8 protein-coding genes are annotated in these 13,289 nt (G+C 48.5%); all 8 read left to right on the top strand.

Annotated features, from left to right (window positions below; translation table 11 throughout):
* Positions 1-2: 2 nt before the first annotated feature.
* The 8 genes from B9Y58_RS05970 to B9Y58_RS05935 are packed head-to-tail and all read left to right on the top strand — an operon-like array spanning position 3 to position 13,275.
* On the top strand, positions 3-899 hold the full coding sequence (locus B9Y58_RS05970) for a formylglycine-generating enzyme family protein (RefSeq protein WP_073055497.1): 897 nt from the start codon (positions 3-5) through the stop codon (positions 897-899).
* 34 nt (positions 900-933) lie between these two features.
* Entirely contained in the window at positions 934-1,479 is a 546-nt protein-coding gene (locus B9Y58_RS05965; protein ID WP_073055306.1) for a copper resistance protein NlpE N-terminal domain-containing protein, read from the top strand.
* Between the two features lie 3 nt (positions 1,480-1,482).
* Positions 1,483-2,250, top strand: coding sequence for a LytR/AlgR family response regulator transcription factor (locus B9Y58_RS05960; RefSeq protein WP_073055308.1), 768 nt, complete (start codon positions 1,483-1,485; stop codon positions 2,248-2,250).
* Positions 2,251-2,289: 39 nt separating this feature from the next.
* Positions 2,290-4,341, top strand: a complete 2,052-nt coding sequence (locus B9Y58_RS05955; protein WP_073055310.1) for a fibrobacter succinogenes major paralogous domain-containing protein — start codon at positions 2,290-2,292, stop codon at positions 4,339-4,341.
* Positions 4,341-7,283, top strand: coding sequence for an FISUMP domain-containing protein (locus B9Y58_RS05950; protein WP_073055312.1), 2,943 nt, complete (start codon positions 4,341-4,343; stop codon positions 7,281-7,283). The genes B9Y58_RS05955 and B9Y58_RS05950 overlap by 1 nt, the downstream gene beginning before the upstream one ends.
* A 56-nt stretch (positions 7,284-7,339) precedes the next feature.
* Positions 7,340-8,743 carry a signal peptidase I gene (gene lepB / locus B9Y58_RS05945; protein ID WP_073055314.1) on the top strand — a complete coding sequence of 468 codons (1,404 nt, stop codon included), beginning with the start codon at positions 7,340-7,342 and terminating at the stop codon, positions 8,741-8,743.
* A complete protein-coding gene (locus B9Y58_RS05940; protein WP_233247859.1) occupies positions 8,743-10,524 on the top strand; it encodes an Ig-like domain-containing domain in 1,782 nt (593 codons plus the stop codon). Before lepB ends, B9Y58_RS05940 begins: the two co-directional genes overlap by 1 nt.
* Positions 10,525-10,548: 24 nt before the next feature.
* On the top strand, positions 10,549-13,275 hold the full coding sequence (locus B9Y58_RS05935) for a helicase C-terminal domain-containing protein (RefSeq protein ID WP_085534819.1): 2,727 nt from the start codon (positions 10,549-10,551) through the stop codon (positions 13,273-13,275).
* The last annotated feature ends 14 nt before the right edge of the window (positions 13,276-13,289 follow it).

Raw genomic sequence — 13,289 nt, 5'->3', positions numbered from 1 at the left:
TTATGATGTCGCGTCTGGTTGCAATTTCGCTATTGACCTTCTCCTTGTTTGCCTGTACGGCTACGGGTGATTCTGTGGGTGACTCAACCGCAGATTCAAATAGCGGTTCCGACGGCGGTGGATCTGGCAATAAGGGTTCTCACAACAAGGGAAATTCCAGTTCCTCGTTTGAAGATCCTCAAGAAAACGAGGACTTGTCCGGCTTGGTCGATATGGTGAATATTCCGGCCATGAGTTTTATCCGCGGCGAGGCGGCTTTTACGGTAGACGCTTATTCTATTAGCAAGACCGAAGTGACCCAGGGCCTGTACCGCCAGGTGATGGGTTCTGTCGCTAAAGAAGATTCTCTAGGTGATGACTTCCCGGTTTTCAACGTGAGCTGGTACGATGCCGCCTTGTTCTGCAATGCGCTTTCTAAAAAAGTCGGTCTTGATACGGCTTATGTGTACGAGTCTATCGTCGGTGGCGTTGAATTGGGTAAGTTGTCTATCGATTACGCAGCCAAATCGGTGAGACTTCCGACTGAAATGGAATGGGAAATCGCCGCCCGCGCCGGAACTTTGACCACCTATTACTGGGATACCGATGAGGCTTCCAAGTATGCGTATTATGCACAAAGTAAAGGCCCCGTGGAGGTGGCAGGGTTTATTCCGAATGACGCAGGTCTTTACGATATGGCAGGGAATGTGGCTGAATGGGTGAACGACTGGTACTATGCTTACCCGACGGTATCGCAGGATAATTATGTAGGCCCTGCCGAGGGTGACTACAAGGTAATCCGTGGCGGTGGATGGTCCGACAAGGCACCTGCGCTTGCCTCGGGTGAACGTGACAAGAAAGCCCCCAAGCACCATAGCCAGACAATTGGCTTTAGAATTGTCTATTCTCAAGGCATTTAATATAAACTTTTCTGTTTTTGCTACATTGTAAACCATGAATATGCTTGAATCCATGGTTTTTCCTGTTGCGAGAATGGCGTTGCCTTTTCTTGCTGTTTTTGTAATGACTGCTTGCGAAGAAGATGAAAAGTCGGATCCGCTGCCGAATCTTCCGCCGATTGAAATTCCGAAGGAAGTGCCGGGACTTTATTCCGGCAGCTTGCCATGCGATGACTGCACTAGCCGCATGGTGCGCATGACGCTTGGCGAAGACAGCACCGTAGAAGCAATCCAGCTTCTTTTGCGCGACACCATGGAAACGGATTCGCTGAAGGGTACGTATTCCGTTACCGATAGCACCATCAAGGTGACTCTTGCAGGCGACAAGGGACATTGGAATTTCAAGCGTGTCAAGTTTGGCAATTTGCAATACATGACGGCTGCTGGAACCGTGTACGAAGACAAGGACGGCATGAAGGCCGAAATGATTCGCATTTTCAAGGTGGCGCCGAAATCTGTTGCAAAGGATACCGCTAAAGAAGCGAAGCAGGATTCTCTCGTTGCGGATTCGGTGAAGAAGGAAGAATCGCTCAAGGAGTAACTTATGCAGTGTACGGCACTTGTAATTGACGACGAACCGCTTGCCCGCAAGCGCATTATTTCGCTGTTGGAACCCTATTCTTCTGAAATAGAGATTCTGGGAGAGGCCGGTTCTGGCGCCCAGGCTGTCAAGATGATTCACGAGATGATTCCCGACGTCGTGTTTCTGGACATCCAGATGCCGGATATGGATGCATTCGAAGTGCTGCATTCCTTGCAGGGGGATGATGTTCCCCTGGTGATTTTTACCACAGCTTTTGATAACTTTGCACTCAAGGCCTTTGAAGAAAATACGGTAGACTATCTTTTGAAACCGGTGGCTCCGGAACGCTTGGCTGTTGCTATTGAAAAGCTGCGCAAGGCAATTCCGCAGGTCGACGACACGACGATTCCCAGCGACTTGAACTGGGAGAAACTGCGCAACCTGGTCGATATGAGTGGACTCTACTTGCAGCGTCTGCAGGTGAAAGTGGGCGACCGCATTGTGTTCGTGAACATCGACGAGGTAATCCGTTTCCATAGCGAAGAAAAATACACGACAGTTTACACCGTGAACGGTCAGTACGTGATTGATACCCCGCTGGTGGAACTGGAAAAGAAACTGGACCCGAAACATTTTACCCGAGTCCACCGTTCCCATATCGTGGCGATCGACTACATTGCCGAATGCCGCAAGGGTGATGCGGGCCGCATGGTGATGGTGCTCCGCGACAAGGCAGCAACCCAGCTGGTGGTAAGCCGCTCACTGGTGAAGAAAATTAGAACGCTGTAATTTTTAAAGACAAGATTTGTTTGTGGAAAGGAGGACTACATGAAAAATGTCGTTGCTACGAGTATAAAGTGCTTGGTGGTTTCGATGCTGTTTGCTTTTGTGGGCTGCGGCTCGGATAGTAATTCTCAGGAACCTGTAAAAGAAAAAAACTCCGGTAATGAACAGTCTGAAGTTTCGGATAATGAAAAACAGGATCCGGAAGAAGAACAGGCTTCAGATGAAAAGCTGGACTCCGGAAAAAAGACGGAGGACGAAAAAGGTGATCCTAACGACGAAAGGGATTATGTCAAGTCAAAACTTTCGGTGACAGACGAATTTTCGATTGATACCGTACGTGATTCCTATTACGGCACCTATTCTTATTGGATTCGCACGGGCAACATCGTCTGGTCGCTAGAAAAGGTGACTAAGAAAACGGATGATGTAGAAAGCGTGTGCTATGACGACCAGAACGGCAACTGCGATGATTACGGTCGCCTGTTTGCGGCAAGTGCGGTTCCGGCTCATAAGGCATGCCCCGATGGACAGAATCTGGCCTCGGCAAAAGACTATGAAGTGCTGGATGCCTTCCGTTTAAAGCATGGTGAAATAGATGAGCGTATGGCTCTTGAATACGGCGGCTCCTGCGAAATGGTCAAGGATTCGCTTGTTTGTTCCGGTATCGATACGACAGGAAACTACTTGACCTCTGATGGAAAAGTCTATTCGATCAAGAAGGGTGACTTGTTGGCTAAAACCGGTCCTGCCAAGGAGAACGGCTACTACAATGTTCGCTGCATTAAGTACCCGAGCTTTGTGAAGTCTACCAAGGACTTGCCTGCTTGCGATTCGTCTTTGAAGAGCCCGCCCAGGGTGATTTACGTGTTTGATGAAAAGGAAAATTACCATTGCTACCCAGAAAAAGAATCCTGGTTGCCTGATTTTACTGAATCGTGCACGGAAGAGGGGAAAACGATTGTCTTCGACAACACCATGATGATTTGCGAAGATGGTATATGGCAATATGCGACCGTGGAAAAATCGCCTGAAAAATGTTCCTCGGAGAATCGCGGGAAAATCCTTGTATTCAACGGCGAAAAATACGCCTGTGACAGTTCCAAGTGGCGCGAATTTACGGGACTGGAAGATTCATTGGGTCTTTGTAACGATCGTAAATCGGGTGCCTTTGACACGCTGTATACGGGGAGTAAAATTAGGCTGTATCACTGCGATGGCAAGGAATGGGGCGAGGCGACTATCGAAATGTACAAGGGCCCTTGCGAAGACAGCACCTCGAAATTCATGAACGATACGATTGATTTTAAGAATATGCTTTATGTTTGTCGCGGAAACGGATGGGCTGAATACGACTCTCTTGAAAAACGCTTTGGAGCCTGTATTCCGTCTAAACTCTTTATGTTTGAAAACGGCTCCTACGATGTAGATGACGACAAGACCGAATATTTGTGCGATACGACGGGGTGGAAAAAGTTTACGCAGAACGACATTATCGGAAGTTGTGATTCTACTGAAGTGGGCGATATGACCATCTATCGAGACAAACATTATCTGTGCGAAGATTATGGGAGATGGCGGCAAACTTGGACAAATTCAAACGTGATAAGGCCAAAGGATTCTGTTATGTATTCGTGTGACAAGCCGGAAGATGATGGCAAAATCCTTAACGGGAACTACTCCTCTTTTGCTGTGTGTATTTATTATTCAAAAAGTGAAAGCCATGCAGTTTTATATACCGGTTTTTCAAAGTGTGACAAGGAAAATGAGGGCGTAGATACGACCTATTCTGATAAACCGGTTTATTGTAATGGCGATGGTTATTGGCACAACGTTTATGAAGGTCTTGATAAGTGTACTACCAAGAATTACGGAAAAACATCGCAGTCAACAAAATACGGTAAAGTCATTTGTGACTATATAGGGTGGCGCCATTTGGAGCGCTTTGAAGAACAAATTGGCATTTGTTCCATGAAAAATGACGGGGCTATCGTAGAAAATCAGGGCGAAAAATACCTCTGTTATAAAGGTCTTTGGAAGCGTTACAAGGATAAAAGCACCTATCGTGTGAATGGTTCTAAGAAGGAGGGCAAATAATGAAGAGGTTCTCCGAGATTATGATGAAAAAAATTCCTGTATTCTTGTGCGGAATATTGGCGGTCTTGTTCTGCGCCTGTGGTGATGATTCGGACTCTTCGCATGATGTCGAAGAAGATTCCCCCTCTGTTGAAGAAAACAGCAGTAGCAGCGTGAGTGGCGGCAAGGGCGCGTCTTCTAGCAGCATCGAGGCGATTGTCGATGTTAAGGAGGGCTCTGTTGTAGAAGCAGATTCTATAGACCTGATTGAATATGCGGAAGATGGCTCTGTAGTTGACGAACGGAATAAAAAAGCCTATGACCTTTTGGTTTCGGGAATTTTGGTCTGGACAAACGAGAATCTAGATTTGAAAACAACCCGCCCGATGAGCGCCTGCTACGATTACTCGGATTCTTTGTGTGCCAAGTACGGAAGGCTTTATTCCAATGCAGAGCAGAGCCTTTGCCCCGATGGTTTCAGGTTGCCGCTCGCCGGAGAATACAGGCTCTTGCTTGAATACAAGGAAGACTATAAAAAACAATTTGCTGGAAGTTGCAAGACGCAAGATGATGCCCCGATCGTATGCTCGGATTTGGACAGTATGGCTTACTATATAACCAAGGATGATAGCGTTGTCTCGATTTCAAAGAAGGGTTCGTTGGATGTGTTTAAAAATGATAGTCGGCTTGGCAGTGTTCGTTGCGTAAGGGAAAAGCCCATTGTAGACAAGTACAGGGATTTGCCCCAATGCGTAAGTACGTACCGTGGCCGTATGGTCTATGCCATTGATAAAGATTCTGCCTACACCTGCGATGGAGACGTGTGGGAATATGCTGGAAAAACGTCAGTGTGTAGTGATGGTGAAAAATATGTTTCTACAGGCAAGACGGAAGAGCTGTATGCGTGTACCGATGGAAAGTGGCATAAAGCGACCCTTGACGATATCGATAAACCATGTATTGATGAAAATCGCCACAAGAATGTTGTCTTTAACGGAAATCGCTACGCCTGTTCCAAGACAGGATGGGTCGAACTTGAATATCCTGCATCTGAACTTGGGGAATGCTACTCTGAAATATTCGGTACTGTGGCCAAGTCTGATTCCAACAAGACGTATGTATGCAAAAATTCGGGAAAATGGGTCGTTGCGGGACCTGCAGATGTCTATGGCCGTTGTACAAGGAAGTTGAATGGTTCGATTGTGACGCTTGATTCAGTCCAATGGTATTGTAACACAATAGTGTATAAATACAATGAAGAATTTGACTGGGTCTCGAATAAGGGCAATATCAATGAAAAGTTCGGGTTTTGCACCGATGAACATCTTAAGGATACCGTTATTTATAATGATTCCTATTATACATGCGGAGAAAACCACGAATGGAAAAAGGAAAACGATACGTCCATTTTGCCTCTTTGTAACTCCTTTAGTAAAAATGTCGTATATGATTCGACGGTATACATAGGTCATAAGGAATACTGGTGCAATGTCATGACCAAGAGTTGGCAACTTATAGAGCATAAACTGTTTGATGACCAGACAGACTCGGTAAGCTGCAACATGAAAAATTACGGCAAGATGTATTCCATGAACGGGGTCAAGTATATTTGTTCTGTAAAAAGCAACGAACTAGAATTTAGGGAAGCTACCGATGCCGAACTTAAATATGGTGCCTGTGGTCTGGATACGGTGTATGCCATCACGGAAGACGGTACCTATTATAGCTGCAAGCAGGGCTATTGGAGTAACCGAAAACTGGGAGTCTGCGAAGCAAAGTTCGGGTTGTGCGTCAAGGAAAAAGACCGTACGGAATTGTATGCAGATTCAGGATGTTTCTGTAGTGATGGAACCTGGGAAAATCGAAAACTTCATATAGTTGAACAGAAGTATGAAGTTTGTGAAACGGGGAAGAACTTTGTCTTATTCTATGGGGACACAACATACACTTGTAGAGGATCCTATTTGTCCACGTTCCCTATAATGTCAAATGATTATAAGAAAGTGTTTGGAAATTGTGAAGGTGAACTCCATGGAACTGATACGGTTTATTATGGGCTGAGATTTGTTTGTGATACCACTTTAAACACTACCCCGAGAAACAACTGGTATCGTTATAGAGAGGCCGATTCGTTGGCTGGTACATATTGTCATAAAGCTATAAAAGATTCAGTCGTGGTTCTGCGAGATTCCTCATATGTTGCATGTAATGGTCGCGGAACCTGGATCACGAAGGATTATTCAAAATACATGAGTGAGTGTAATGAAGATAATGAGGGTCTTGTTGAATACAACGGAGTTACGAATAGTGTGTGCCTTGGTGGTCGATGGGTTCCTGCCGATACATTCCATGTGACTGACAAACGTGACGGCAAGGAATATGCGGCGATTACCATTGATGGCGTTACATGGATGGCTGAACCGTTGAGGTATGTTCCTAAAGGAAAGACCGTGTATGTAGAAAGGAGTATTTATCCGGTCGAAGAAGTGGAAGCGGATGAATTGGTGTATTACCCTTGGATTGTAGCAATGAACCTTGATGAAAAGTATGAAAAGGGATTTGCCAAAGGCTCTGTTATAAAATCGAATACGGTTGTCCAGGGTGCATGCATGGAGGGTTGGCATATTCCGCGATATGATGAGATTAAACAGAAATTGACCGATAAGATTTATTATCGCTTGCAAGGCTTTTCGAAAACCTATGGTGATGACGATATTGTCGGTATACATTTTATGACGCGAAACGAGTTGGCTGTAGCTCGTGATACTGTTGCCGGCATTGATTCTGTGTCGTCTATAAAAAAAATCTCTATGGATTATATGTGGGTGGTAGATGAAACGGATGATTTGTTTCTCAGGGCTCCTACTCGAGCGAATGTTGCTGTAGTTAGGACTGGTGGATTAGATTATATGACAAAAATAAAGTACAGTCCGTCCCTGGTTCGCTGTGTTAAAGACAACTAATGGCGGCGATTTTTCTAAATTGTATCCATAATTCTTGACTTTAGATTCGGATTTCTATGGATAACGAAAAACAGCCGTTTTCGGCGAAGAAATTTTTGAAGGGCCTGCTTCGGGAAATCATTGTCCCGGTGGCGCTCGCGTTGATTGTAATTCAGTATGTGATTCAGGCGTTCCAGATTCCGAGCGGGTCCATGGAAGATACCTTGCATACGGGTGACTTTTTGCTGGGCCTCAAGTTCACTTACGGTTCGCCGATTCCGTTTAGCAATCAGAAATTCCCGGGATATGCATACCCAGCCAAGGGCGATGTGGTGATTTTCCGCTACCCGGGCGAGCCGGAATATCCTGATGGCAATCCGCAGCGTTATACGCACTTGTTTAACGCGCTCATGTTCGGCAACCTTTATTGGGACCATCAGCCCGGTGCCGGGCAACCGCACTTGATTCACTACGCCGATGGACCGAAGGATTATATCAAGCGCTGTGTGGCGGTGAGCGGTGATACGGTTGCCGTTCACAAGGGCCGTCTCTTTGTGAATGGAGAATTGCAAAATTCTTTGCCGGGGCGCGGCAAGTACACGGCGTCGGCCAGAACGTTCTCGCCCCGCGATGAACGCGAAGCGTTTGTGGTGCCGTCTGTGGGCGACAGCTTTACGGTAAGTGACATGCCGCTTGAAAAACTGTGGTGGCTGCGTTCGCTGGTGGCACAGGAAAATCCCGACGAAACGGTGACGCTGGATATTTCGTTGTGGAAGGATTCCGTAGAAGTCAACAATTATGATTTTGAAAACTTCAAGATACCTGTCGAAAACGATCGCGGCCTTGCGTTGAATGAATTCTTCAGCAGGAACCGTACGGTGCTGCAGCAGCGCCTTACCCAAGGCGATACGATTTCGGGCGTGATGTCGTTCAATTTCTTTAAGGAACTCGCCCGAATGGCGTACCTGCCGATGATCGACCCGAATGTCCAGGGCGGTTTTATGCGCCCGGTGAGCTACATCTCTTTTGAAGGTTCTCTGTTGCGCGATCTGGAAGGCAACGTAGCCTTGTTGAACCAGGCCGAAGAAGACAATGCCGGAACCGTGGAGCTGGTGGATGTTGATGCTCCGCAAGATGGCGCTACTACCGTGGAAGGCATTGCAGGCGATACCCTGGATGCTCCGGCAAAGTCCAAATTTGAAATCCGCCGCCAGCTGCTGGTAGGGGGTAAGCCTATTCAAAGCTATGTTGTCAAGACGCCGCAGTTCTTTATGATGGGCGACAACCGCGACAATTCTGCCGACAGCCGTTATTGGGGCTTTGTTTCGCTCCGCAATATCCGTGCGAAGGCCTTCGTGATTTACTTCTCGTTTGAAAACGATGACGAAGCCTTTGCCCTCAAGAATCCGTTTACGTGGTGGAGACTTCCGTTCCGCATTCGTTGGGGACGCCTCGGCAAAATTATCCAGATGATTGATTGATGAAGTTTTCGTTGTTGAAATACGGTGCTGTTGTTGCGGGCTTGGCGTCGGCTCTGTTGGTGGCATGCGCCACCCAGGTGGCGCCTAGTGGCGGCCCCGAAGATAAACTGCCGCCGCGTGTAGCGGGCGTTTACCCTGCGCCGAATACAACGAACCATCCCAACGAACTCATGGTGAAGCTGGAGTTCGACGAATGGATTAATGCATCGATTCCTCGCAGCGCCGTTTCCATTTCTCCGCCGATCGACAAGAAATTGCGCTTTGAAGTAAGCGGAAAAACGTTGGTGCTTTCGTCGCGAGCGGTACTTGATACGGGTACGACTTATACGATTACTTTTGCCGGCGGCATCAAGGACTTGCACGGTAACGCCTTGGCAAAACCTTTCCAGGTGGTGTTCTCGACGGGTGCGATTATCGATTCGTTGACGGTTTCTGGCCGCGTGCTGGTGAACCAGGCTATGGCACGCAAAAAAGAATATCCCAGTATCGGTCTATTCTTGTTGGGAGAAAATCGTGCCTCTAAGCATTATCTTGAGAAGTACCGCGATACCACGACTAAGGAAATCAGCAAGGAACCGCAGCTGCTTAAGGAACCTCCGCTCTACGTGACTCGCGCCGACAGTGCCGGCCACTTTACCTTGACGGGACTTAAGGCGGGGCAATACCGCGTGGTTGCGTTTGTAGATGGTAACGGAAACCAGAAAATTGAACTTTCCACCGAACAGGTGGGCCTTTGGACGGGTGACTTGAATTTGACTGCCGAAACATCCGATACGCTGTGGATTGCCGTCGCTGATATGGATACCACCAAGTTGGAATTGGAATCGGTAAACCAGCCCTTTGTGAATGTGCTGGAGGCGAACTTTACCCGTGGCGTGTATTTTGATTCCACCTTTGCGGAACCCTCGAACTGTCATTTGATTTCTCCCGACAACAAGAAACTTTACCCGAAGTTGGTTTACCTGGGCGCAAGTTCCAATCGTCCGCAGTTCTATTTTGATCCGGCCCCTAAAAGCGAGGTGCTTTACAAGTTCGTTTGTGCTACTGCGAAGGATTCCATGTTCCGTCCGCTCGATACGCTCCGCAACGAAGTGGAATGGGAATGGAAGAAGATGGAAGGCGATACATTGCCGCCCAAGGTTTCTGGCGTCAAGACGAATTCCAAGGCGAAGGCGCTGTTCCCGGACGATTCTTTGATCGTGTACTTCAACAGACCGAAGCTGGATTCGCTGACGGAAACCTTCTATATCGCAATCAACAAGGACACGACCCAGGTGCAAGTCAAGCGACTTGACCCGGTACGCTTTGCCGTCGAAAAGACTGCCCCTTGGCAGACTGACATGTCGGTAAACTTCTTGATGGGTTATATGGATACGACATTGGCCGCTGCCGATAGCAACGGAAAGCGCGATACGGTAATCGAACTTAAGTACCAGAAGCTGCAAAAGTTCGAAACGGTAAGCAAGCTCAAGCTTGCAAAACTGAACGGAAGAATTCCCAATGCAAATCCGAAAACCATGGTTCGCCTACTTTCTGCAGAAACGAATCAGTATTATCTGGAACATTGCAATGCCGACGGAAGCTTCCGCTTTGGCGACCTTGTGGAAGGCGATTATCTGATGGACTATTATTTCCCCGAAGAAGGCAAGGAGTTGCCCGATGCGGGCTCTGTGGAACCGTTGCGTTATGGGTCGGCTTGGCGTGCCATTAGCGATACGCTCAAGATTAAGAACGGCGAAAATGCGCTAGATAGTTTAGTGCAAGAAATCCCTGCGCTGTAGCGGTATAGTTTTACGAGGAATCAAATGGAAAATAAATCATTCGTTGCAATTGACTTGGAAACAACGGGCCTTGATTTTGAAAAAGACGAAATCATCGAGGTGGCGTTGGTGCGCTTCGAAAACGGCGTCGAAACAGAATCGGTCGATTATTTGGTTAAGCCGACGAGTGTGACGCTCCGCCCCTTTATTGAAAGCCTTACGGGTATTAGCAACGCTGACTTGGAAAATGCGGAGCCCTTCGCGGCTGTCGCGCAGAAGATTTATGCTTTCATTGGCGAGTTGCCGATTGTGGCGCACAACGCCATGTTTGATTCCAAATTCTTGAAGCAGACTTTTGCCAAGGTCGGCATCTCTTTTGAAAACCATCCAGTATGGGACTCCCTGACGGTTTCCCGCATTGCCTATCAGAATGTGCCGAATCACCGCCTGGATACTTTGGTGCAGGAACTGGGCATTGAGCGAAGCCGCGCGCACCGCGCCTTGCCCGATGCCATTGCGTGTGGCGAGCTCTTTGTAATGGCGCTGGACAAGATTGCGGGTTCGGACCCGTGGCTTGTGGAAGCGCTTGCAAAAGTGGCCAGGGGTTCGGACTGGGCGCTAGTCTGGAACGAATCGGAAGGGGCTTGCGAACTTCCGCAGTACAAGTTGCCGGATGTTCCGCTGGAAAATGCACCGATAAAAGAACGTGCCCCGCGCGTCAGTGAATTCTTCAAAGAGGGCGGCCTCCTTTCTACCAAAGTGGAAAATTACCAGTCCCGCCACAATCAGCAAGATTACGCCTCTGTCGTAGAACGCAACATGCACAAGGGCGGCCTCTGCGTGCTTGAAGCCCCGACCGGTTCGGGCAAGTCGCTGGCTTACCTGGTGTCGGCCGCCTGTAAGGCGGTGTCGGGGGAGCGCGTGGTGATAAGCACTGCGACCCGGGCACTGCAGGAACAACTTTGGAATAAAGATATTCCGCTGGTCGCAAGCCTGTTTGATGGCAAGCTGAAAGCAGCCGTACTCAAGGGCCGCGAAAATTACTTGTGCTTGCGCAAGTTCGAAGAAATTTTGAAGGCGCCGCAGAACTTGTTGCTTGCCGACGAGCGGGATTCCTTCATGGCGATTGTGCCTTGGGTGTTTACGACCGAAACGGGCGACGTGAACGAATGCAATTCCTTTAGTCAAGGACGCAATCGCGTGCTTTGGTCCAAACTGGCCAGCTCTGCAAAATCCTGTTTGGGTGAAAAGTGCCCCCATTACATCAAGTGCCCGGCTCTCGCTGCCAAGCGCCGCGCCATGAATTCCAACTTGGTACTGGTGAACCATTCTCTGTTCCTTGCGGACATGGCGCTGGACTTTGCACTGCTTCCGCTGTACGAACATATTGTATTTGACGAAGCCCATCGACTTCCGCAGGTGAGCCGTCAGGCTTTAGGCCGTACCGTTTCGTTCTTCGCGTTGCGCAACATTATCAAGACGCTGGTTCCTTCCAAGGGTCACGAAGTGGAAAACCGCGACGGCCTTGTGGCTGAACTGGAAAAGCGAATTCCGGTTGAAGAAACGGAACTCCATGCAAGTTGCGTGAACTTGACGGAATCCCTTTCTGAAACGGAAAAGGCTTTGCACCGTTTCTTCATGAAGATTGGCAAAAAACTTGCCAAGCAAAAAAATACTCGTAACGGCTTTACTTACGCTTCGGGCATCATGGCCGAATACGATGCCGATCCTGCATCCTTTATGGACCAGGGCTTGAATGCAATCAAGCAGGCTGAAAACCTTGCTTCGGCTCTTTCTGCCGACAAGAGCCTTTCGGGCCTGTTGAGCGATATTGGCGGCCGCATGACGGAGCTTTCCCGCTTCTTGCAGGATTTTGAATTTGTGGTGAAGGCGGGCCGCGAAGATTGGGTATTCTACATGGAGGAGCCCTTCAACCCCCATACCATCAAACTGCACGCTTCGCCTCTCGACGCCAGCGCGACTTGGAAAGAAAAATTCTATCCGTGGATCAAGTCGGCGACCTTTACGTCGGCAACACTTTCGGTGCAGGGTGATTTGAATTACTTTGTACAAAAGATGGGTATGGATTCCTTGGATGGCAAGAAAACACCTTTCTTGAGAGTCTATACCGAGTCCGCCAATAAAGATGACCGCCGCTCGGTCATTCTTGCAAAGTACCTGCCCAAGCCCTCGTTGCCGGAATACAACGATGCCGTGAACGGCACCCTTTGCGCAGTACTCCCCGAAGTCGAAGAAAATACCATGGTCCTCTTTACCAGTGTTTCTGCGATGATGAGGGCGCAGACGGCCTTGGCTCCGCTTTTTGCCGAAAAGAACAAGTTGCTGCTGTGCCAGCATGTGGACGGCTCGCTGGATGGCCTCGTGTCCATGTTCCGCAAGTCCCGCGGCGCGTGCCTGCTTGGTTGCCAGAGCTTGTGGGAAGGCGTGGACTTCCCGGGTGATGCTCTCAAGCTCCTGGTGATTCCGAAGTTGCCATTCCCCAATCCGGTGGATCCGCTGGTGGCAGGTATTAGCAATAAGATGAAGGCCGAAGGCAAGAATGCCTTCAAGGAATATTTCGTTCCTGAAGCCTACATGGAACTGCGCCAGGGTTTTGGCCGCCTAATCCGCTCCGAAGAAGACTGCGGCAAGGTGCTGATTCTGGACAACCGTGTTGTGGTGGAACACTACGGCAAGAGCTTCGCCCGTATCTGGAACAACAAGCAGACGGTCGTAAATTCTATTGAAGAAATCAAGGCTGCTCTAAAGTAGCCTCAAACTGTTAA

Origin of the sequence: Fibrobacter sp. UWB15, assembly GCF_900177705.1 — a bacterium.
Classification (GTDB): Bacteria; Fibrobacterota; Fibrobacteria; order Fibrobacterales; family Fibrobacteraceae; genus Fibrobacter.
This window is presented reverse-complemented; position numbering and strand designations above follow the sequence as displayed.